Origin of the sequence: Paraburkholderia tropica, from assembly GCF_900109265.1 — a bacterium.
Taxonomy (GTDB): domain Bacteria; phylum Pseudomonadota; class Gammaproteobacteria; order Burkholderiales; family Burkholderiaceae; genus Paraburkholderia; species Paraburkholderia tropica.
Genome location: NZ_FNZM01000005.1, coordinates 36,138 through 56,765, shown reverse-complemented (window position 1 = coordinate 56,765; position 20,628 = coordinate 36,138). Strand labels below are relative to the sequence as shown.

The window sequence follows — 20,628 nt, the reverse complement described above, 5'->3', positions numbered from 1 at the left end:
GTTGCCCCCCGAGGGGGCGTCAGTCCTCTTGGGGCGGCCCGGCGAGGCCTGACATGACCCAAGAACTTCTTACCATCCGCAATCTGGCCGTGAATTTCAACGGCCTGCCCGCCGTCGACCGCGTGAATCTGTCCGTGGCGCCGGGCGAAGTGCTTGGCATCGTCGGCGAATCGGGTTCGGGCAAAAGCGTGACGATGATGGCGCTGATGGGCCTGATCGACGCGCCCGGCAAGGTCACGGCCGATTCGATCACCTTCGACGGCCGCGATCTGCTCAACGCGACCGGCAAGGAGCGCCGCCGCATCGTCGGCAAGGACATCGCGATGGTGTTCCAGGATGCGCTCACGAGCCTGAATCCGAGCTACACGGTCGGCTATCAGATCAAGGAAGTGCTCAAGCTGCACGAAGGTCTGCGCGGCTCGGCGCTGCATGCGCGTGCGCTCGAACTGCTCGACCAGGTGGGCATTCCCGACGCGAAGAACCGCATCGACAACTTCCCGCACCAGATGTCGGGCGGCATGAACCAGCGCGTGATGATCGCGATGGCGGTGGCCTGCAATCCGAAGCTGCTGATCGCCGACGAACCCACCACGGCGCTGGACGTGACGATTCAGGCGCAGATCATGGAACTGCTCGTGCGTCTGCAGAAAGAGCGGGGCATGGCGCTCGTGCTGATCTCGCACGATCTGGCCGTGGTCTCCGAAGTCGCGCAGCGCGTGGCCGTGATGTATGCGGGCGAGATCATCGAGACGAACCGCGTGCCGGATATCTTCGCGCGTGCGCATCATCCGTACACGGAGGCGTTGCTCGCCGCGATTCCCGAGCACAACCAGGGCGCGGCGCGTCTGGCCGCGCTGCCGGGCATGGTGCCGGGCCGTGACGACCGCCCGAGCGGGTGCCTGTTCGCGCCGCGCTGCAAGTACGTGATCGACGACTGCAACAAGGCGCGCCCCGCGCTCGCCGAGGTCGCCGATGAAAGCGGCTGCGCGCGCGTGCGCTGCATCAAACCGCTGAACGTGCAGGGCGTGACGGCCGCTCAGGCGATGAACCACACGAACGGAGGCGCGCGATGAACGCAGTCCAGAAACCCGCGCCCGACGACAAGGTGCTCGTCGCCGAGGATCTCAAGAAGCATTACAGCGTCAAGCGCGGCATGTTCGGCACGGGCACCGTGAAGGCGCTCAACGGCGTGTCGTTCTCGCTCTCGCGCGGGCGCACGCTCGCGGTGGTGGGCGAGTCGGGCTGCGGCAAGTCCACGCTCGCGCGCCAGCTCACGATGATCGAGCCGCCCACCTCGGGCAAGCTCACGATCGACGGCGAGGACGTGGCCAGTGCGAACAGCGAGAAGATCGCCGCGCTGCGCCGCCGCGTGCAGATGGTGTTCCAGAATCCGTTCGCCTCGCTCAATCCGCGCAAGACCGTCGAGCAGACGCTCGGCGAACCGCTCGCGATCAACACGAAACTCACCGCCAGCGAGCGCGCGGACCGCATCGCGCACATGATGCGCATCGTCGGCTTGCGGCCCGAGCACGCCAAGCGTTATCCGCATATGTTTTCGGGCGGGCAGCGCCAGCGTGTCGCGATCGCGCGCGCGATGATTCTCGATCCGCAGATCGTGGTCGCCGACGAGCCGGTGTCGGCGCTCGACGTGTCGATCCAGGCGCAGATTCTCAATCTGTTCATGGATTTGCAGGAGCAGTTCCGCACCAGCTACGTGTTCATCTCGCACAATCTGGCGGTGGTCGAGCATATCGCCGACGACGTGATGGTGATGTACCTCGGCGGCGTGGCGGAACTCGGCGACAAGGCCACGGTGATCGGCCGGCCGCGCCATCCGTACACGCGCTCGCTGCTCTCGGCGACGCCCGCGATCTTCGAGGCGGACCGCCGCGTGAAGATCAAGCTGGAGGGTGAACTGCCTTCGCCGCTCAATCCGCCGTCGGGCTGCACGTTCCATCAGCGCTGCCCTTACGCGATCGAGCGGTGCCGTCAGGAAGTGCCGCAACTTCGCGAAGTTGATGGGCGTCAGGTATCCTGCCATCGTGCGGAAGAGGTGGGGGAAATGGATGGGAGCAGCAGTTCGGCCTGATACAGCGATGGCGCGCCGTCTGGCGCGCGCGCTTTCAGGCGGCTGCTCCGCCATGTCGATGACGACGCGCGCGCGCCGGCAAGCGCGCGCGCAGTGGCTGGCGAGGAGGGCTCGCGCGGGTTTGCGGATGGTTTTTCGCTCGGTGTGGGGATGTGCGGGTCCGATGGACGGGCGGCGCGCATCGTGGCGGGGTCTCGCGCGTGCGGCAATGGGCGCGGCGCTGGCGCTGGCGGTCGTGCTCGGCTCGTATGCGGGCGATGCGCTCGCGGCGGGCGCCGCCGCCAATACTGCCGGCGCGCCCAACGTGCGTCCGCCCATTTCCGGCTCCCGCCTGCCGTCGGGCGGCGGCCTGCCCGGCTTCCATTCGCCGCCCGCCGTGCCGAGCTACGCATCGGGCACGACCGCCGGCGGCCCGGTGCGCACGCGGCCCGCGCGCATGCCGTTCTATGTCGCCACGCGCGGCAGCACCACCATCTATCTGCTCGGCACGCTTCATGTGGGCGATCCGGTCGACTATCCGCCCGGCCAGCCGTTTCGCGCGCCGATTCTCGCGGCGCTCAACGCCTCGCCCACGCTCGCGCTGGAACTCTCCCCCGACGATCTGCTCGTCTCGCAGGACGACGTCTCGAAGTACGGCGTCTGCCGCAAGCCCTGTCTCGAACAGTTGCTGCCCGACCCGCTGTGGCTGAAACTCGCGGCGCGCATGCGCGGCAATCCCGAGGCGCTGGCGGAAATCCGCAAGATGAAACCGTGGCTCGCCTCGCTGCTGGTCGAAACCTACGATTCGCTGAGCGCCGGGCTGCAAACCGAATACGGCACCGAGGCGCAATTGCAGAACGTGTTTTTGCGTCTGAAGGGGCGGCGCATCGTCGGGCTGGAGACGCTGTCGGAGCAGATGCGCGCGTTCACGAACCTGAACCTCGCGCAGCAGCGCGAGATGCTGGCGCAGGATCTCGCGCAGACGCCCGCGCAGAACGTCGCCGACGTGCAGACGCTGCTGCGCCTCTGGCGCGTGGGCGACGCCGACGCCATCGCCGCGTGGGATGCGGCGCGCACCGAAAAGCTGTCGCGCGACTGGCGCGTGGCGGCTTCGGTGGACAACCGCATCGTCTACGAGCGCAACCGGCGCTTCGTCTCGCGGATGCAGCAGTACGCCGCGCCGAACAAGCCGCTGTTCGTGGCGATCGGCGCGCTGCATCTGGGAGGGCGCAAGGGCGTGTTGCAGTTGCTGCGTCAGCGCGGGTTTACGGTGGATCCGGGGTGAGCGTGGGCGGTACGGCGGGGTTGTCCATCTGATCGACGAGATCGCCGCTTGCGGTGTTGGCGGTGCTTTCACCGGCGACGGCGCGGACGCGCGCCGGCTTTCGTGCCGGCTTGTGTCCCGGCTTGCGCTCTGCCTGCGGCTGCGGCGTGACGGCGCTTTCCTTCTCCGCTGTCTCCAGCTTCCGCGCGACCGGCCGCGACTTCGCGCGTACCCGCGTCGGCGCGGCGGCGAGCGCTTCGCGGACCTCGTCGATGGCCTCGCGCCAGTCGCCCACCTCGCGCTGACGGAACAGACGCGCCGTCGGATACCACGGCGAATCGGCGCGATGCTCCAGCCAGCGCCACTCGCCGTTCGCGGGCACCAGCACCCAGACCGGCTTGCCGAGCGCGCCCGCCAGATGGGCGACCGACGTATCCACGGCGATCACGAGATCGAGATTCATGATGAGCGCGGCGGTATCGGCGAAATCGTGCAGATCGTCGCTGAAATCGTGGATCACGGTGTTCGAGGCGGAATCGGCGGCATTGGCGGGATCGGCGAGCGCGCTCAACTGGGCGCGCGCCGCCTCGCCCTTTTGCAGCGAGAACCAGCTGACGTGCGCGAGCGCGAACCAGTCGCGCAGCGCCGCGAGCGGCAGCGAGCGGTTGCGGTCGTTGTAGAAGCCCGGATTGCCCGCCCACACGAGTCCGACGCAGCGATGCCCGGCGGGTTTGCGCGCTGTCGCCGCCTGCCCGGCCTTAGCCGTGGACAAGCTCTTGCCCGCGCGCCGCGCAAGATCGGCCTGCATGGCCGCCTGCACACGCGCACGCCACGCCGCGACTTCCGTCTTGCGCGCGAACAGATACGGCACCGTGGCCGGAATCGTGTCGAGCGTCGTGCCGACCACGGGCGGCACGCTCATCATGTAGATCCAGTAGTCGTAGCCGCCCGACGGCGTGCCGCTCCACGCGCGATGCACGCCCGGCGCCGATTGCGCGAGCCACAGCAGCGCGCGCGGCACGCAGACGTCCACGCTCGCGCCGCGCGCGGCGATCTCGGCGGCGTAGCGCACGAACTGGATCTGGTCGCCGAAACCCTGTTCGTGCACCAGCAGCACGCGCTTGCCCGCCAAGGGTTCGCCGCGCCATTCGGGCATGCCGTCGACGTCGAAGGGCGCGTAGTCGGCGGCGCGCCAGCGTCGCGCATAGGCCGCCCAGCCTTCGCGATACTGGCCGCGCTTGAGCTTGAGCCAGACGAGGTTCTGTTGCGCGTTGGCATGCTCGGGGTCGAGCGCCAGCGCGCGCAGATAGTACGGCTCCTCTTCATCGTTGCGGCCCTGCGCGCCCAGCGCGGCGCCGAGGCAGACGAGATTGGCCGGATTCGGCTCCAGCGCCACCGCATGGCGGTAACACTTTTCGGCGCTGCGGTAGTCGCCCGTGCCGCCGAGCAGCGTGCCGAGGTTCACCCACGCCGCCGCGTAAGCCGGATGCAGTTCGAGCGCGCGCAGATAGCCGGCGATGGCGGCGGGCTCGTCGCCCAGCGCATTCAGCGCGTTGGCCAGATTGAAGTGGATGCCCGCGTCGCCTGGCGTGAGCGCGAGCGCCGCGCGATAGCTCGCGACGGCCTCGCCGTGACGGCCGAGCGCGGCGAGCGCGCTGCCGAGATTCACGTGCGCGTCGACATAATCCGGCGCGAGCGCCAGCGCCGCGCGTCCGTGCTCGACGGCGGCCGCGAGATCCCGCTGATCGCCCCGATCGCGCAGGACGAGCGCGAGATGGCTGTGCGCTTCGGCGAGCGACGGATCGAGCCGCAGCGCCTCGCGCAGGCTGCGCAGCGCCTCGGCGCTGTCGCCCAGCGCGTGCGCCGCGAGCGCGCGGTTGCTCCAGCAGATCGCGTCGCCGCCGGCGTGGGCGAGCGCGCGGTCCATCAGCAGCAGCGCGCCGCGATGGTCGCCGAGCTGATGGCGCGCGACGCCCCAGTAATGCAGCGCCGCCGCATGCGTGGCGTCTGCGGCGACGAGCGCCATGTAGCGCGACTGTGCGGCGTCCAGATGGCCGGCGCGGTGGGCGTCGAGTGCGGCGGCGAAGCTGGCGGCGGGATCGGTTATCTGCGGCGGCGAAGCATCGGGGACGTTGGCGGGCTGCCGGGCGTCGGGATCGGGCGGGGGCGTCGGGGACATGGAAGGGGGCGGGGGCGGGGCCGCGGCGCGAATCCGTGAACCCACCGTGATCGTGAAGGGAGGAACCGTGAAAGTTAGCGGCCCGTGCCCTGCGCGACGATCAGAAAACTCCCAAAGCAGCGCGGCGAATCGTCAAGAAGCGTGACGGGTCACGGTTCGTTTTCTCCTGCCCGGACGATGCCCGCGCCACGCAGCGCCACGCCCGCGCCGCCATCCGCGCTTTGTCGTCGCGCTTTGTCGTAGGGCTTCGTCGTAGCGCCTCAGGCCTGCGCACCCGCCGCGCGCACGCCGATGCCCGCTTCGTCGAGCGCTGCGCGGATGCGCCGCGCGAATTCGAGCGCGTGCGGCCCGTCGCCGTGCAGGCAGATGGTCTGGGCGTTGAGCGGCACCCACGCGCCGTCGACGGCCTGCACGCGCTGCTCACGGATCATCGCGAGCGTGCGGGCGAGCACGGTGCTTTCGTCATCGAGCAGCGCGCCCGGCTCACTGCGCGGCACGAGCGAGCCGTCGGCGCGATAGCCGCGGTCCGCGAACACTTCCTCCACGGCCACGAGGCCCGCTTCGCGCGCGGCCGCCACGAGGCCGCTGCCCGCGAGCGCGAATACCGTCACCGAGGGATCGAAGTCGTGCACGGCGGACACGATCGCGTCGGCGATCTTCGCGTCGCGCGCGGCCTGGTTGTAGAGCGCGCCGTGCGGCTTGACGTGCGCGATGCGTCCGCCTTCGGCCTGCGCGATCGCCGACAGCGCGCCCAGCTGATACAGCACGCCCGCGTAGATGTCCCCGGCGGGCAGATCCATTTCCTTGCGGCCGAAGTTCTCGGGATCGTTGAAACTCGGGTGCGCGCCGATCGACACGCCTTTCTCCACGGCCCAGCGCACGCATTCGCGCATGGCGTTGGCGCCGCCCGCGTGCCAGCCGCACGCGATGTTGGCCGAGCTCACGAGGTCGAGCAGCGCCTCGTCGGAACCGCAGCCTTCGCCGAGATCGGCGTTCAGATCGATGGTCGTCATGGTGATTCTCTCCGTGTTGCCTCACGTCCGCGTCGCGCGCGGGCGTGTCGTTGCCTGGTGCGGGGTGCTGCTTTGCCTTGCCTGTCGATGCGTGTCGATGTGTGTTGTCGCGTGTCGCTGTCCGCTGCGTCGTGGCGCGCGTGCTTCCTCAAGCTGCGGCGTTGCGCTTGCGGCTCGCGTAGCGTTCCTCCTGCATGCCGATGGCGGCGTCGATCTGGCGCAGATACGCGCGCTCCTCTTCGAGCGCGTGGCGCGCCACGGCGGGCGTCGCCTCGACGAAGCGCACGCCGGCCGTAAGCCGCACCTGCGCGAGCTTCCACAAATCGGCGCGGATCACGACGCCGATCTTCGGATAGCCGCCGGTGGTCTGCGCATCGCTCATCAGCACGATGGGCTGGCCGTTCGGCGGCACCTGAATCGTGCCGGGCAGCACGGCGTGCGAGAGCAGCGCGCCGCCCGTCTCCTGCGCGACACGCGCGAGCGGCGTGCCGTCGAGCCGGTAGCCCATGCGGTTGCTGTTGGGCGTCACCTGCCATTCGTCGGACCAGAACGCGCGCTGCGCCTCGGGCGTGAAGCGCTCGTATTCCGGTCCGCGCAGCACGCGCACGGGCAGCGCCCAGAGCATGCCGTCGGGATGCCGCCCGCGCCGGTGATACGGCTCGTCGACGTGGACGAAGTTGCACAGCGTCGGCGCCTTCACGCCGAACGGCGGCGCCTCGGGACCGAGCGAGGCGCGTTCGCCGCCCGGCGCGAACGACGCGCCCGTGGCGAGCCGGTCGCCGTCCTTGAGCGCGCGGCCCGCGAGCCCGCCGAAACCGGCGGCGAGGTCGGTGCTGCGCGAGCCGAGCATCGGCAGCACGTCGATACCGCCCGCGACGCACACGTACGCGCGCATGCCGCGCTTCGCGCCGTTCAGCACGAGCGTCTCGCCGGCCGCGACCGGCAGGCTCCACCACGACCACACGGGCTGGTCGCCGAGCGTCGCGCCGAAGTCGGTGCCGGTGATGGCCACGCGCGTCGCGCGCGCGAAACGCAGCGCGACCGGGCCGAAGGTGATTTCGAGCCCCGCGGCGTCGGGGCGGTTGCCGACCAGCCGGTTGCCCACTTCGAGCGCGAGCGTGTCGAGCGCGCCGCCCGTCGCGACGCCCAGATGCCGATAGCCGGGGCGGCCCAGATCCTGGACCGTGGTGAGGCGGCCCGCGCGCAGGACTTCGATCATGCGTGGATCTCCGCAATGGTGAAACGCACGCGGTCGCCCGGCAGCAGCAGCGTGGGCGGCTGGCGCGCGGGATCGAACAGCGCGAGCGCGGTGCGGCCGATCAGTTGCCAGCCGCCGGGCGAGGCGGCCGGATAGATGCCCGTCTGCTCTCCGCCGATGCCGACCGAACCGGCGGGCACGGCCAGACGCGGCTCGGCGCGGCGCGGCGTGTGCAGCGACGCGTCGAGGCCGCCGAGATACGCGAAGCCGGGCTGGAAGCCGAGGAAGAACACCGTGTAGACGCCCGCCGCGTGACGCCGCACCACGTCCTCGGGCGCGAGGCCCGTATGGCGCGCGACGTCGGCGAGATCCGGGCCCGCCGCGCCGCCGTAGCTCACCGGAATCTCGATGTCGCGGCCTTCGGGCGGCGCGTGGCTTGCGTCGTTGCTTTCACCGGCGTGCCACGCGGCTTCGAGCGCGGCGGCCAGCGCGGCGGCATCGGCGTCGAGCGCATCGAAGGCAATCGTCAGATTGTTCATGCCGGGCACGACCTCGCGCACGGCGTCCCAACCGCGCGCCTGCGCGGCCACGGCCCAGATGCGGCGCTGGACTTCCAGCGTGGCGGGCGGCGGCGCTTCGCAGACGAGCGCCTCGTCGCCGAGAAAGTAGATGCGTGGAACGGGTATGCGCATGGTGTCCGGAAATGGAGGGAAAACGGGCCGCGAACAGGCCGCGAACAGGCCGCGAACAGGTCGCAAGCGGATTGCAGGCGGGTTGCAGGCAAGCCCGTTTCTGTCAGCGTACATTCTCGACAAATTATCGACAAATTCTCAACAAGCGTTTGTGCCAGGCGCGCCGCAAGCAGGCCGCCTCTACACTGGCGCCACCACTGTCACGCCGGGACTTTCGTCATGCCGCGCCAGCCGACCAGGATCGTATCGTCCGAACATCTCGTTTCCGAGACGAGCGCCGAACTCTCCGAACTCGAGTACGCGCTCATCATGGCCAGCAATGCGTTCGATCGCTGGATGGTGCGCTGCATGTCGGCGGCCGGGGCCAAGGACATGACGCCGATCGAGGTATCGCTGCTGCATCACGTCGGTCATCGCGACCGGCGCAAGAAGCTCGCCGATATCTGTTTCGTGCTCAATATCGAGGATACGCACGTCGCCACCTACGCGCTGAAGAAGCTTGTCGCGCGCGGCTATGTGACGAGCGAGAAGCACGGCAAGGAGGCGTTTTTCGCGGTGACGCCCGCGGGGCGCGAGTTGTGTCTGCGATATCGCGACGTGCGCGAAAGCTGCCTGATCGCCACGCTCAAGGAGAGCGGCTTGTCCAACGCGCAGATCGGCGATGCCGCGCAACTGATGCGCAACGCGTCCGGACTGTATGACACGGCGGCGCGCGCGGCGGCTTCGTTGTGAAGTGATCGAAAAACGGCGGCGACGCGGGACGCGCGGTTGCGAATTCCTTACGCGCCGCGATGCGCGAGATGCGCTCCCGTCTCGGTGACGATCGCGTCGAGCGGCAGATCGTGCGCTTCCGGTTCGAGCACGCCGTCGTCGATACGACACGTTTCGTAAGCGATGCCCACGGTGTACGGCGGCTGCGCGCCGGGCCACGCGGCGAGCGTGCGGTCGTAATAGCCGCCGCCGTAGCCGAGCCGGTATCCCGCGCGGTCGAAGCCCACGCACGGCACGAGCAGCAGATCGGGCACCACGGCGAGCGGCTGCGCCGGTTCGAGGATGCCGTGATGGCCTTCGCGCATCGGCGCATCCGGTGTCCACGCGTAGAAATGCAGCGGAGTATGACGCTCGGGAATCGCGGGCAGCGCGGCGCGGCGCGAGGGGGCGGCGGCGAGCCACGCAGCGATCCACGCGCGCGCGTCGAACTCGCCAGGCAGCGGCCAATAAAAGCCAATCGAAAGCGGAGCGACACGCGAGATCAGCGCATCGAGATGAACCGTCAGAGCGGCGCTTACAGCAGCGTCCGAAGACGCCGCCAGGCGTGCCTCGCGCAGCTTGATACGCCAGTCCTTTTTGGATTCCGCAAGGGGGTTGCGTGCTATGCTTGGGTTCACCTCGCGCTCCAGAAATAACGATGTCCAAACGCCTTGTTCGAGTATATCGCGTGGTCGGTCTCGCACTGACCGCCGCTGCACTCGTCGCGTGCAGCACGGCCGACGCCGTGCGGCCCGTCGCCCTGCCCGTGGGGGCGACCCTCACGCCCGACGACCAGACTTTCATCCAGCTTCGCGAAGCCGCGCGCAACAACGACCCGGCGCGCGCCGCGCAACTCGCGGCGATGATTCCCGACTATCCGGCGCCGGCGTATCTCGAATACTTCCAGCTCAAGCCGCAGTTGTTCGACTCGCAGGGCCACGCACGCGTGGATGCGCCCGACGCGCCCGTGCTGTCGTTCCTGCAGCGCCACGACGGCGAGGCGATCGGCGACCGCATGCGCAACGACTATCTGCTCGTGCTGGGCGCGCGTCACGACTGGGCGAATTTCGACAAGCAGTATCCGCGCTTCGTGCTCAACGACGACACGCAGGTGAAGTGCTACGCGCTGGAGTCGCGCGCGGCACGCGGCGATAACGTCGCCGACGACGCACGCGCGCTGCTCACCGAACCGCGTTATTACGGCGACGGTTGCGTCGACCTCATTACGGCGCTCGCCATCAAAGGCCAGTTCTCGAGCGACGACGTCTGGCAGCAGATCCGTCTCGCTTACGAACAGAACCAGACCACCACCGGCTCGAAGCTGCTCGACGCGCTCGCACAGCGTCCCGACCCCACGGCGTTCAGCCAGGCCGTCAGCACGCCGCCGCTCATGCTCGCGCGCGGCGTCGGCGCCGACCCGCAATCGCATCAGCTCGCGCTGCTCGCGGTCACGGTGATGGCACGCAACGATCCGGCCATGACCGCGGCCACCTATGCGGCCGTCGCGCCCTCGCTCACCTCGCCCGAGCGGGCGATCGGCTGGGGCACGATCGGCTATCAGGCGGCGCTCAAGCGCATGCCGGGCGCGCTCGACTGGTATCGCCTCTCGGCCAACGCGCCGCTGTCGAGCCCGGCTTACGAATGGCGCACGCGCGCCGCGCTGCTCGGCGGCGACTGGACCATGGTGCGCTGGTCGATCGAGCAGATGCCGGCCGCGCTGCGCGCGCAGCCGTCGTGGGTCTACTGGCACGCACGCGCGCTCAAGCAGGCGGGCGACACCGGCCAGGCGAGCCAGGAATTCGCCTCGATCTCGCAGGGCTATAACTTCTACGGCCAGCTCGCCACCGAAGAACTCGGCCAGAAGATCACGATTCCGCCCAAGACCACGGTCAGCGACGCCGAAGTCACGCAAGCCGGTCAAACGCCAGGCTTTGCGCTCGCGCAGCGTTTCTACGCGCTGAACCTGCGTCTCGAAGGCAATCGCGAATGGAACTGGCCGTTGCGCGGCATGAGCGACCGTCAACTGCTCGCCGCGGCCGAATACGCGAAGCGCATTCAATTGCTCGACCGCACGGTGAACACGGCCGACCGTACGCAAAGCGAACACGACTTCTCGCTGCGCTATCTCGCGCCGTTCCGCGACGTGGTGGAGCGCGACGCGCAGACCAACGGGCTCGACGTCGAATGGGCCTACGGCTTGATCCGTCAAGAATCGCGCTTCATTCTCAACGCGAAGTCGGGCGTGGGCGCGAGCGGTCTGATGCAGATCATGCCGGCCACGGCGCAAATGGTCGCGAAGAAGATCGGCCTCGGCCCGCTGTCGCGCGATCAGCTCAACGACCTCGACACCAATATCCTGCTCGGAACGAACTATTTGTCGATGATTTACAATCAGTTCGACGGTTCCGCCGTGCTCGCCACCGCGGGCTACAACGCGGGACCGGGGCGCCCGCGTCAGTGGCGTTCCACCTTGCAGGGCGGCGTCGAAGGCGCCATCTTCGCGGAATCCATTCCGTTTCAGGAAACCCGCGATTACGTGAAAAACGTGTTGTCCAACACCGTCTACTACGCGGCGCTGTTCGAGGGCCGTCCGCAATCGCTGAAGGCGCGTCTCGGCTACATTTCGCCGTAAGCGCCGCGCGGCGCGTTCCGCTCCCACGCGGGCCGCGCCGCCTCGCCAGCCGTCATCCGCGGACCTCTCCACGCCTCGCCGCCGTGGGCACGAGGAGGTCGAAGATGAGACATCAAGCCATCGCGGTCATCGGCGGTTCGGGATTCATCGGAAGCCACCTCGTCAATGCGCTCGTCGAGGCCGGCAAGACCGTGCGTGTGGCGGCCCGCCGCCGCGCGAACGCCCGCCATCTCACCCTGCTGCCCATCGACGTCTTCGAAACCGACGTGACCGATCCCGTCGCGCTCGCGAGCTTTCTCGAAGGCGCGGACGCCGTCATCAATCTCGTCGGCACGCTCAACGGCGGCCACGGCACGCCCTACGGCCCGGGCTTCACGAAGCTCCATGTCGATCTGCCGACCAAAATCGTCGCGGCCTGCGAAGGCAAGGGCGTGCACCGGCTCATCCACCTGAGCGCGCTGGGCGCCGATTCGCGCGGCCCGAGCATGTATCTGCGCTCGAAGGGCGACGGCGAGAAGGCCGTGCACGCATCCACGTCGCTGGCCACCACGATCTTCCGTCCGTCGGTCGTGTTCGGTCCCGAAGACAACTTTCTCAACCGTTTCGCGGTGCTGCAGAAACTCTTTCCGGTGATCCCGCTGGGCATGCCGGATGCGAAATTTCAACCGGTCTATGTGGGCGACGTGTCGAAGGCGATCGTGAATGTGCTCGATCTCGACGCCGCGAGCGGGCACACTTACGAACTCGGCGGCCCGACCGTCTACACGCTCGAGCAGCTCGTGAAGTATTGCGGCGAGGCGATCGGCCGGCACGCGCGCATCGTGCGGCTGCCCGACGCATTCGCGCGGCTGCAGGCGTTCTCGTTCGAACTGGCGCCGGGAGAACCCGTGCTCACGCGCGACAATCTCGATTCGATGAAAGTCGACAGCGTGCTGAGCGGCCCGCTCGCGCCCGAGCTGGGCGTGGAGCCCGCGAGCATCGAAACGATCGCGCCGCTTTATCTCGCCGACGCCTCGCTGCGCTCGCGCCTGAACATCTTCCGCGCCAGCGCGGGACGATAGACCGGCGCGCCGGACGCGGCGCAGGGCCGCCGGGCAACAAGCAGGCAGGCTGGCCGGCGCGGCGTCCCCTTACATTTTTGCGATGGTCATCATGAAGCTCGTTATCGGAGACAAAAACTACTCGTCGTGGTCGATGCGCCCCTGGGTGCTGATGACGCATTTCGGCCTGCCGTTCGAAGAGGTGCTGATCGAACTCGATCAGCCGGGCACGAAGGACGCGATTCTCGCGTTCTCGTCGTCGGGCAAGGTGCCGTGCCTCGTGACCGACGAAGCCGTGGCGGTGTGGGATTCGCTCGCGATCGCCGAAACGCTCGCCGAGCGTTTTCCGCAACACGCGATGTGGCCGCGCGACGCCAACGTGCGCGCGCAGGCGCGCAGCGTGAGCGCCGAAATGCATTCGGGCTTCGGCGAACTGCGCACGCACATGCCGATGGCGATCCGCACGATCAAGCCGGGCGCGGGCGCGACGCCCGGTGCGCTCGCCGACGTCGCGCGCATCGACGCGCTCTGGTGCGCCTGTCTCGACGCGAGCGGCGGCCCGTTCCTGTTCGGCGAATTCAGCATCGCCGACGCGATGTTCGCGCCCGTGGTGATGCGCTTCAACAGCTATCAGCCGACGCTGTCCGCGCAGGCCGCCGCCTACGCGCAACGCGTCACGGCGCTGCCCGCCGTGGCCGCGTGGATCGACGCCGCGCGCCGCGAGACGCATCGCATTGGCCACGACGAACTCGACGATTCCGCAGCATGAAGATTTATGTCGTAGGCGGCGCGATCCGCGACGAGATGCTCGGCCTGCCGGTGCGCGACCGCGATTACGTCGTGGTCGGCGCGACGCCGGAGCAGATGGCCGCGCAGGGTTATCGTCCGGTCGGCAAGGACTTTCCGGTGTTTCTGCATCCGCAGACCCAGGAGGAGTACGCGCTCGCGCGCACCGAGCGCAAGACGGCGGCGGGCTATCACGGCTTCCAGTTCTTCTACGCGCCCGACGTCACGCTCGAAGAGGATCTCGCGCGGCGCGACCTCACCATCAACGCGATGGCGCGCGAGGTGCAGCCGGGCGGCGTGCTGACCGGTCCGATCGTCGATCCGTACGGCGGCGCGAACGATTTGCGCGCGCGCGTGTTCCGTCATGTCAGCGATGCGTTCCTCGAAGATCCCGTGCGCATCCTGCGCGTGGCGCGCTTCGCGGCGCGTTTCGCCGATTTCACCGTCGCGCCCGAAACCCTGGCGCTGATGCGCGCGATGGTGAGTTCGGGCGAGGCCGACGCGCTCGTGCCCGAACGCGTCTGGCAGGAAGTCTCGCGCGGACTGATGGAAGCGAAGCCGTCGCGCATGTTCGAGGTGCTGCGCGAATGCGGCGCGCTCGCGCGCGTGCTGCCGGAAGTGGATGCGCTCTGGGGCGTGCCGCAGCGCGCCGACTATCACCCCGAAGTCGACACCGGCGTGCACGTGATGATGGTGATCGACCACGCGGCCGCGCAGGGCTACGCGCTGCCGGTGCGTTTCGCGGCGCTCACGCACGATCTCGGCAAGGCGACCACGCCCGAGGATGTGCTGCCGCGTCACATCGGCCATGAAGGACGCAGCGTCGATCTGCTCAAGCCGCTGTGCGAGCGTCTGCGCGTGCCCAACGATTGCCGCGATCTCGCGGTGCTGGTCGCGCGCGAACATGGCAACGTGCATCGCGTGATGGATATGGGCGCGGCTGCGCTCGTGCGGCTGTTCGAGCGCAGCGACGCGTTGCGCAAGCCCGCGCGTTTCGCCGAGGCGTTGCAGGCCTGCGAGTCCGATCTGCGCGGACGGCTGAACTGGGAGAATGCGCCGTATCCGCAGGCCGAGCGCCTGCGCGTGGCGCTGGTGGCGGCGCGCGGCGTGGATGCGGGTAAGATCGCCGGCGAAGTGACGGCGGCGGGTCAGGCGAACGGCAAGAGTGGCACGTCGGTGGCGGAGAAAATCAAGGACGCCGTGCATCGCGCGCGCGTCGATGCGGTCGAGGGCGCGCTCGCGGCGGCTTGAGACCTGATCGATGTTCGTGGTAGCGGAAAACGGCGCACGTGTGCGCCGTTTTTTATTTCATCGACTCAAAGCGCGCGCACGAGAAACGACAAGGCCATCGACAGCACCAGCGTCGACATGAACGGCAGCGGATACTCGCGGCCGAACAGGCGCAGCGTGACGTCGCCGGGCAGACGGCCGATGCCGAGCTTGCGCAACCAGGGCTGCGCGCCCGACAGAATCGCGACGGCGATGAAGGTGGTCAGAAACCAGCGGATCATGTCGGGGCCGTGAAAGAGGGGGAAGTGAGCGTGGTCAGAGCGTGTGGCTGCGGTCGCCGCGCGAGAACGCGGCGAGGGTCGAGTCGATGCCGCGCGAGAACGCGATCACCTTGAACAGCTCGCCCATCTCCGCTTCGGAGACGAGCTTTTGCACCGCGTTCGCCGCGGGCATGAAACGCACGACGTCGCCCGGATCGATTTCGCCGAGCACCTCGGTGATGCCCGCGTTCATCAGGAAGCGCGCCTGCGAGGTGTAGCCGAGCAGATCGGCGCCGGTTTCCACGCCCGCCTGCGCGATGCCGCTGAATTCGACGTGCGCCGTGATGTCCTGCAAGCCGGGGTAGAGGAACGGATCGCCGTGCGCGCGGTGCCGATAGTGGCACATCAGCGTGCCTTGCACGCGCTGCGGGTGGTAGTACTCGCCGGCCGGAAAGCCATAGTCGATGAAGAACGCCGCGCCGCGCGTGAGCATCGTGCAGACCGTGCACGTGAAGGCGAGCGCGGCTTCGTGCGTTTCCGCGACGTAATCCTCGCTGCCCTCGATCTGCGCGAGTACGTTGCCCGGCTCGCTCTGCGCCCAGTTCGCTTCGCCGCTGTGCGCGGGGCGGTCGGAAAACACGAAGGCGCCCGCATCGTTCACGGCCACGCCGCGCTCGTGCCACACGGCGTCCTTGCGGGCGAAGAGGCGCACCGGCATGGCATCGAGCACTTCGTTGCCGATCACCACGCCTTCGAACGTTTCGGGCAGCGCGTCGAGCCAGCGCACGCGCTCGGCCAGATGTGGCGCGAGCTTCGCGATGGTCTCGCGCTGACGCTCGCGCAGCTCGCCCGACAGATCGACGATATCCCAGGAATCGAAGCTCACGTTCAGCGCCTCGAGCGCGAGCATCACGCCCGCCGCGAGCCGGCCCGTGCCCGCGCCGAACTCCATCAGCTTGCGCGTGCCGCTTTTTTCCAGCGCTTCGGCGACGGCACGCGCGAGCGTGGCCGAGAACAGCGGCGACATCTCGGGCGCGGTTACGAAGTCGCTGCCGTCGTCGGCGAACAAGCCGAATTTGCGCGCGCCGCCGCTGTAATAGCCGAGGCCCGGCGCATAGAGCGCGCGCTCCATGTAGCGGTCGAATGGCAGCCAGCCGCCCGCCGCGGCGAGTTCGGCGCGCAAGGTCGCGGCGAGCGCCTCGGACTGCGCGAGCGCGATCGGCTCGGGAACAGGTAAACTAGCGGGTTCGTGAGCTTTCGGATTCATCCCGGCATTGTAAATGAGCGCAACTTCCGGCATCGGCGCGCCTGAACGCGACGCAGCGCAGGCGGATCATTTTGCATCCGACCCCGTCAGACCCGCTGCGTCCGCGCGCGTGGTGCTGGTGACGGGCGGCGCGCGGCGCATCGGCCGGGCGTTCTCGCTGGGCTTCGCGGCGCACGGCTGGGACGTGGCGGTGCATTACGGCGACTCGCGCGAGGAAGCCGACGAGGTCGTCGCCGAAATCCGCGCGCTCGGCCGTCGCGCGATCGCGCTGCATGCCGATCTGGCGAGCGAGGCGCAGGTGGCGCGACTCGTGCCCGATTGCACGGCGGCGCTCGGCAGGCCGTCCTGCGTGCTGAACAACGCGTCGCGTTTCAGCGAGGACACGGCGCGCGACGTCGGCTACGAGAAGTTGCTGCAGCTCATGGCGATCAACGTGGGCGCGCCGCTCGTGCTGGCGCGCACGCTCTGGGAGGCCACGCCCGACGCGGCGATCGACGACGAAGCGCTGCGCGCGTGCGTCATCAACGTGCTCGACCAGAAGCTGTACAACATGAATCCGGACTATCTGTCGTATACGCTGACGAAGGCGGCGCTCGCGAACGCCACCGTCGCGCTGGCCCAGGCGCTCGCGCCGAAGGTGCGCGTGGCGGGTCTCGCGCCCGGCCTCACGCTGCAATCCGGCGATCAGTCGCCGGAAGGCTTCGAGGCCGCGCATAAGGTGACGCCGCTGGGCCGGGCGTCGCGGCCCGAAGATCTGATCGACGCCGCGCTGTATCTCGCGCAGGCGCGCGGCGTGACCGGCACGACGCTCGTCGTCGACGGCGGCCAGCATCTCGTGCCGCTGCCGCGCGACGTGATGTTTTTGACGGGCGCTTGAGCGGCCAGAGAAGTCTGAGGCTCCGCGCGCCCGCCGGCGTTCGCGAAAAACCGGTCGCGGGCGCAGCATGACTGCCCGGCATTGAATTGCAACTAACTGCAAGACAATCCCGCGCGCCCGAAACGTTTTATCGCGGTCCTTCCCACCTCGTCGCGCCGCTCGCCCGAGCGCCCCGGCAGTCTGGCAGAACGACCGCGCGACCCTGAATGACCCGCATGGCGCAGCGCGCCTGCGCAGGTGCCTGAACCGCACGCTTTTATCGACTGGAACGAACATGTCCGCCGTACTCCTGCATCCCCGGCTCGCCGACTGCCGCCGGCTTTTTCTGCGCAACTACGAAGTCAACATCAACATCGGCGTGCATGACTTCGAAAAACGCGGCGAACAGCGCGTCGTGATCAACGTCGATCTGTACGTGCCGCTCGCGTCGACCACGCCGCGCGAAGACAAGCTGCGCGAAGTCGTCGATTACGACTACATGCGCGCGACGGTCGCGGCCCGCATCGGCCAGGGGCATATCCATCTGCAGGAAACGCTCGTCGACGACCTCGCCGCCGCGCTGCTCGCGCACGAGCAGGTGCGTGCCGTGCGCGTCTCGACCGAAAAGCCCGACGTCTATCCGGACTGCGACGCGGTGGGCGTCGAAGTCTTTCGCATCAAAGAGGACTGATTCATGAACGCCCCCGATACGCTGGCCACGGCCTCGGCCGCCGAAGCCACGCTCGCCGCCGAGCACATCGCAAGCCCGGAACAAGCCGATAACGCCGACGGTGCCGATGGTGCCGACGGTGCCGACGGTGCCGACAACGGCGAGGAAGGCGGCCGCCGCGCGCTCACGCGCCGCGAGCAGAAAGAAGCCTACGAGAACAACAAGCTCTACAAGCGCATCGTGCGACAGGTCGGCCAGGCGATCGGCGACTACAACATGATCGAGCAGGGCGACAAGGTGATGGTCTGCCTGTCCGGCGGCAAGGACAGCTACGCCATGCTCGACGTGCTGATGCGCCTGCGCGAGCGCGCGCCGATCGACTTCGAGATCGTCGCGGTCAATCTCGACCAGAAGCAGCCGGGCTTTCCGGAGCACATCCTGCCCGCGTATCTCGACAAGATCGGCGTGCCGTATCACATCGAGAACCAGGACACCTACAGCATCGTCAAGCGCCTCGTGCCCGAGGGCAAGACCACGTGTTCGCTGTGCTCGCGTCTGCGCCGCGGCATTCTGTACCGCGTGGCGGGCGAGCTGGGCGCGACCAAGATCGCGCTCGGCCACCATCGCGACGACATCCTGCAAACGCTGCTGCTGAACATGTTCTACGGCGGCAAGCTCAAGGGCATGCCGCCCAAGCTGCAGTCGGACGACGGCAAGAACATCGTGATCCGCCCGCTCGCCTACGTGAAGGAAGTCGATCTGGAAAAGTACGCGGAACTGCGCGAATTTCCGATCATTCCGTGCAATCTGTGCGGCAGCCAGCCGAACCTCAAGCGCGCGGAAATGAAGGCGCTGATCCGCGACTGGGACAAGCGTTTCCCGGGCCGCATCGAGAACATGTTCAACGCGCTCGGCAACGTCGTGCCCTCGCATCTGATGGACGCCTCGCTGTTCGGCTTCAAGGATCTGCGCGCGACGGGCGTCGAAGACCCGAACGGCGACATCGCCTTCGACGAGGAACCGTGCTCGACCGACACGCCCGCGTCGACCGACGGCGCGACGCTCAAGTTCACGCCGTTCGACGATCTCTGATCGCAGCACGGCGCAGTGCCAAGCGATAGAACGCAACACAACGCGGCACCTGCGGCTTGCGCAATCCGCTTCCGACCCCGAACGGCCCGGCGTGCTCTCACGCGGGCCGTTTTTTCATGCGATGCGGCCTGCGCGCAACACGCTTGTAAAAGTGTGTGCGAAACACGGGGAATCGGCGGCAAAGGCTTGCCCGCAAGGCGTCTTGGGGATACCCCCCATGCTAGAATCGATCGCTTCTTTCCCTCTCAAGTCACCGATGCAATGAACATCGTGATCCTCGCGGCAGGCATGGGCAAACGCATGCACTCCGCGCTGCCCAAAGTGCTGCATCCGCTGGCTGGCAAGCCGCTTCTCTCGCACGTCATCGATACCGCCCGCACGCTGTCGCCCACGCGCCTCGTCGTGGTGATCGGCCATGGCGGCGACGCCGTGCGTGCCGCGGTCGGCGCCCCCGACGTGCAGTTCGCGCTACAGGAACAGCAGCTCGGCACCGGCCACGCGCTCGCGCAGGCGCTGCCGCTGCTCGATCCGTCCGTGCCGACGCTCGTGCTCTACGGCGACGTGCCGCTCACGCGCGCGTCCACGCTCAGGCGCCTGACCGACGCCGCGGGCGAAAACGCTTACGGCATTCTCACCGTCACGCTCGACGACCCGACCGGCTATGGCCGCATCGTGCGCGGCGCGACCGGCGAGGTCGTGCGCATCGTCGAGCAGAAAGATGCCGACGACGACGAACGCCTGATCGACGAGATCAACACGGGCATCGTCGTCACGCCCACGGCGCCGCTCGCGGGCTGGCTCGACGCGCTCAAGAACGACAACGCCCAGGGCGAGTATTACCTGACCGACGTGGTGGAATCCGCGATCGCCGCGGGTCACGCGGTCGTGACCGCGCAGCCCGACGCCGAATGGGAAACGCTCGGCGTGAACAGCAAGCAGCAACTGGCCGTGCTCGAACGCGTCTATCAGCGCAATGCCGCCGACACGCTGCTCGCGGGCGGCGTCACGCTCGCCGATCCGGCGCGCTTCGATCTGCGCGGCTCGATCTCGTGCGGCCGCGACGTGTTCATCGACGTGAACTGCGTGTTCGAAGGCACGGTCACCATCGGCGACAACGTGCACATCGGTCCGAACTGCGTGATCCGCGACGCCGAAATCGGCGCGGGCACGCGCGTGGACGCCTACACGCATATCGAAAGCGCCAGCGTGGGCGCGAAGGCCGTGCTCGGTCCTTACGCGCGTCTGCGTCCGGGCGCGAAGCTCGCCGACGAAGTGCACGTGGGCAACTTCGTCGAAGTGAAGAACGCGAACATCGGGCTCGGCTCGAAGGCGAATCACCTGAGCTACGTGGGCGACGCCGACATCGGCGCGGGCGTGAACATCGGCGCGGGCACCATCACCTGCAACTACGACGGCGCGAACAAGCATCGCACCGTGATCGAAGATCACGTCTTCGTGGGTTCGGATACGCAGCTCGTCGCGCCCGTGCGCGTGGGCCGCGGCGTGACCATCGCGGCGGGCACCACGGTCTGGAAGGACGTGCCGGCGGACACGCTGGCGCTCAACGAGAAAACCCAGATCGCGAAAACCGGCTACGTTCGTCCGGTGAAGAAAAAAAGCTGAACGGCAGG

Annotated in this window: 19 protein-coding genes; 12 read left to right on the top strand and 7 right to left on the bottom strand. The window is 68.2% G+C overall.

The annotated features are described in order from the left end of the window. Positions 1–53: 53 nt before the first annotated feature. The 3 genes from BMY06_RS09115 (at position 54) to BMY06_RS09105 (ending at position 3,353) form a co-directional block, all read left to right on the top strand. A complete protein-coding gene (locus BMY06_RS09115; RefSeq protein ID WP_074982775.1) occupies positions 54–1,073 on the top strand; it encodes an ABC transporter ATP-binding protein in 1,020 nt (339 codons plus the stop codon). Beyond that, positions 1,070–2,089 (top strand): peptide ABC transporter ATP-binding protein, encoded by a 1,020-nt coding sequence (locus BMY06_RS09110; protein ID WP_065065654.1) that lies wholly within the window; start codon positions 1,070–1,072, stop codon positions 2,087–2,089. The genes BMY06_RS09115 and BMY06_RS09110 overlap by 4 nt, the downstream gene beginning before the upstream one ends. Before the next feature lie 127 nt (positions 2,090–2,216). After that, entirely contained in the window at positions 2,217–3,353 is a 1,137-nt protein-coding gene (locus tag BMY06_RS09105) for a TraB/GumN family protein (protein ID WP_074982993.1), read from the top strand. Here BMY06_RS09105 and BMY06_RS09100 read toward each other — a convergent pair. The 4 genes from BMY06_RS09100 to pxpB form a co-directional block, all read right to left on the bottom strand. Then, positions 3,334–5,511: a tetratricopeptide repeat protein gene (locus BMY06_RS09100; RefSeq protein WP_074982773.1), complete on the bottom strand. Its 2,178-nt coding sequence runs from the start codon at positions 5,509–5,511 to the stop codon at positions 3,334–3,336. The two genes, BMY06_RS09105 and BMY06_RS09100, sit on opposite strands and share 20 nt — an antisense overlap. A 260-nt stretch (positions 5,512–5,771) precedes the next feature. Beyond that, positions 5,772–6,524, bottom strand: a complete 753-nt coding sequence (gene pxpA, locus BMY06_RS09095) for a 5-oxoprolinase subunit PxpA (RefSeq protein WP_065065656.1) — start codon at positions 6,522–6,524, stop codon at positions 5,772–5,774. A gap of 148 nt (positions 6,525–6,672) precedes the next feature. Further along, a complete protein-coding gene (locus BMY06_RS09090; RefSeq protein ID WP_074982770.1) occupies positions 6,673–7,743 on the bottom strand; it encodes a 5-oxoprolinase subunit C family protein in 1,071 nt (356 codons plus the stop codon). Next, positions 7,740–8,408: a 5-oxoprolinase subunit PxpB gene (gene pxpB, locus BMY06_RS09085; RefSeq protein ID WP_124263376.1), complete on the bottom strand. Its 669-nt coding sequence runs from the start codon at positions 8,406–8,408 to the stop codon at positions 7,740–7,742. The genes BMY06_RS09090 and pxpB overlap by 4 nt, the downstream gene beginning before the upstream one ends. A gap of 225 nt (positions 8,409–8,633) precedes the next feature. Here pxpB and BMY06_RS09080 point away from each other — a divergent pair, with 225 nt between their 5' ends. Next, positions 8,634–9,146: a winged helix DNA-binding protein gene (locus tag BMY06_RS09080; protein ID WP_074982767.1), complete on the top strand. Its 513-nt coding sequence runs from the start codon at positions 8,634–8,636 to the stop codon at positions 9,144–9,146. A 47-nt stretch (positions 9,147–9,193) separates the two neighbouring features. Here the strand turns inward: BMY06_RS09080 and BMY06_RS09075 are convergent, their stop codons facing one another. Beyond that, on the bottom strand, positions 9,194–9,802 hold the full coding sequence (locus BMY06_RS09075; RefSeq protein WP_124263374.1) for a 5-formyltetrahydrofolate cyclo-ligase: 609 nt from the start codon (positions 9,800–9,802) through the stop codon (positions 9,194–9,196). Positions 9,803–9,822: 20 nt separating this feature from the next. Here BMY06_RS09075 and BMY06_RS09070 point away from each other — a divergent pair, with 20 nt between their 5' ends. The 4 genes from BMY06_RS09070 (at position 9,823) to BMY06_RS09055 (ending at position 14,873) form a co-directional block, all read left to right on the top strand. Continuing rightward, positions 9,823–11,796, top strand: coding sequence for a lytic transglycosylase domain-containing protein (locus BMY06_RS09070; RefSeq protein WP_074982765.1), 1,974 nt, complete (start codon positions 9,823–9,825; stop codon positions 11,794–11,796). Positions 11,797–11,900: 104 nt separating this feature from the next. Then, entirely contained in the window at positions 11,901–12,857 is a 957-nt protein-coding gene (locus BMY06_RS09065) for a complex I NDUFA9 subunit family protein (protein ID WP_074982763.1), read from the top strand. Between the two features lie 91 nt (positions 12,858–12,948). Beyond that, the gene (locus BMY06_RS09060) at positions 12,949–13,605 is read left to right on the top strand and encodes a glutathione S-transferase family protein (protein WP_074982990.1); all 657 of its coding nucleotides are present in this window, start codon (positions 12,949–12,951) and stop codon (positions 13,603–13,605) included. Beyond that, positions 13,602–14,873, top strand: a complete 1,272-nt coding sequence (locus BMY06_RS09055; protein WP_065061123.1) for a multifunctional CCA addition/repair protein — start codon at positions 13,602–13,604, stop codon at positions 14,871–14,873. Before BMY06_RS09060 ends, BMY06_RS09055 begins: the two co-directional genes overlap by 4 nt. Before the next feature lie 65 nt (positions 14,874–14,938). Here the strand turns inward: BMY06_RS09055 and BMY06_RS09050 are convergent, their stop codons facing one another. Both BMY06_RS09050 and BMY06_RS09045 read right to left on the bottom strand, forming a co-directional pair. Continuing rightward, positions 14,939–15,133 (bottom strand): DUF2905 domain-containing protein, encoded by a 195-nt coding sequence (locus tag BMY06_RS09050; protein ID WP_065061122.1) that lies wholly within the window; start codon positions 15,131–15,133, stop codon positions 14,939–14,941. 34 nt (positions 15,134–15,167) lie between these two features. Continuing rightward, positions 15,168–16,412 carry a class I SAM-dependent methyltransferase gene (locus BMY06_RS09045; RefSeq protein ID WP_390969649.1) on the bottom strand — a complete coding sequence of 415 codons (1,245 nt, stop codon included), beginning with the start codon at positions 16,410–16,412 and terminating at the stop codon, positions 15,168–15,170. Here BMY06_RS09045 and BMY06_RS09040 point away from each other — a divergent pair. From BMY06_RS09040 to glmU, 4 genes are all read left to right on the top strand, one after another. Further along, the gene (locus BMY06_RS09040) at positions 16,393–17,256 is read left to right on the top strand and encodes an SDR family oxidoreductase (protein WP_074982760.1); all 864 of its coding nucleotides are present in this window, start codon (positions 16,393–16,395) and stop codon (positions 17,254–17,256) included. The genes BMY06_RS09045 and BMY06_RS09040 overlap by 20 nt on opposite strands. A 274-nt stretch (positions 17,257–17,530) precedes the next feature. Then, positions 17,531–17,926, top strand: a complete 396-nt coding sequence (locus BMY06_RS09035; RefSeq protein ID WP_065061120.1) for a dihydroneopterin aldolase — start codon at positions 17,531–17,533, stop codon at positions 17,924–17,926. A 3-nt stretch (positions 17,927–17,929) separates the two neighbouring features. Beyond that, positions 17,930–18,997, top strand: a complete 1,068-nt coding sequence (gene ttcA / locus BMY06_RS09030; RefSeq protein WP_074982758.1) for a tRNA 2-thiocytidine(32) synthetase TtcA — start codon at positions 17,930–17,932, stop codon at positions 18,995–18,997. A gap of 261 nt (positions 18,998–19,258) precedes the next feature. Continuing rightward, complete coding sequence (glmU, locus tag BMY06_RS09025) at positions 19,259–20,620, top strand: bifunctional UDP-N-acetylglucosamine diphosphorylase/glucosamine-1-phosphate N-acetyltransferase GlmU (RefSeq protein WP_074982756.1); 1,362 nt, start codon at positions 19,259–19,261, stop codon at positions 20,618–20,620. The last annotated feature ends 8 nt before the right edge of the window (positions 20,621–20,628 follow it).

What these genes read in the sequence shown, in the direction of transcription:
- BMY06_RS09115 (WP_074982775.1), top strand. Translation starts at nt 54, where the DNA reads ATGACCCAAGAACTTCTTACCATCCGCAATCTGGCCGTGAATTTCAAC.
- BMY06_RS09110 (WP_065065654.1), top strand. Translation starts at nt 1,070, where the DNA reads ATGAACGCAGTCCAGAAACCCGCGCCCGACGACAAGGTGCTCGTCGCC.
- BMY06_RS09105 (WP_074982993.1), top strand. Translation starts at nt 2,217, where the DNA reads ATGGTTTTTCGCTCGGTGTGGGGATGTGCGGGTCCGATGGACGGGCGG.
- BMY06_RS09100 (WP_074982773.1), bottom strand. Translation starts at nt 5,511, where the DNA reads ATGTCCCCGACGCCCCCGCCCGATCCCGACGCCCGGCAGCCCGCCAAC.
- pxpA (WP_065065656.1), bottom strand. Translation starts at nt 6,524, where the DNA reads ATGACGACCATCGATCTGAACGCCGATCTCGGCGAAGGCTGCGGTTCC.
- BMY06_RS09090 (WP_074982770.1), bottom strand. Translation starts at nt 7,743, where the DNA reads ATGATCGAAGTCCTGCGCGCGGGCCGCCTCACCACGGTCCAGGATCTG.
- BMY06_RS09080 (WP_074982767.1), top strand. Translation starts at nt 8,634, where the DNA reads ATGCCGCGCCAGCCGACCAGGATCGTATCGTCCGAACATCTCGTTTCC.
- BMY06_RS09070 (WP_074982765.1), top strand. Translation starts at nt 9,823, where the DNA reads ATGTCCAAACGCCTTGTTCGAGTATATCGCGTGGTCGGTCTCGCACTG.
- BMY06_RS09065 (WP_074982763.1), top strand. Translation starts at nt 11,901, where the DNA reads ATGAGACATCAAGCCATCGCGGTCATCGGCGGTTCGGGATTCATCGGA.
- BMY06_RS09060 (WP_074982990.1), top strand. Translation starts at nt 12,949, where the DNA reads ATGAAGCTCGTTATCGGAGACAAAAACTACTCGTCGTGGTCGATGCGC.
- BMY06_RS09055 (WP_065061123.1), top strand. Translation starts at nt 13,602, where the DNA reads ATGAAGATTTATGTCGTAGGCGGCGCGATCCGCGACGAGATGCTCGGC.
- BMY06_RS09050 (WP_065061122.1), bottom strand. Translation starts at nt 15,133, where the DNA reads ATGATCCGCTGGTTTCTGACCACCTTCATCGCCGTCGCGATTCTGTCG.
- BMY06_RS09040 (WP_074982760.1), top strand. Translation starts at nt 16,393, where the DNA reads ATGAGCGCAACTTCCGGCATCGGCGCGCCTGAACGCGACGCAGCGCAG.
- BMY06_RS09045 (WP_390969649.1), bottom strand. Translation starts at nt 16,412, where the DNA reads ATGCCGGAAGTTGCGCTCATTTACAATGCCGGGATGAATCCGAAAGCT.
- BMY06_RS09035 (WP_065061120.1), top strand. Translation starts at nt 17,531, where the DNA reads ATGTCCGCCGTACTCCTGCATCCCCGGCTCGCCGACTGCCGCCGGCTT.
- ttcA (WP_074982758.1), top strand. Translation starts at nt 17,930, where the DNA reads ATGAACGCCCCCGATACGCTGGCCACGGCCTCGGCCGCCGAAGCCACG.
- glmU (WP_074982756.1), top strand. Translation starts at nt 19,259, where the DNA reads ATGAACATCGTGATCCTCGCGGCAGGCATGGGCAAACGCATGCACTCC.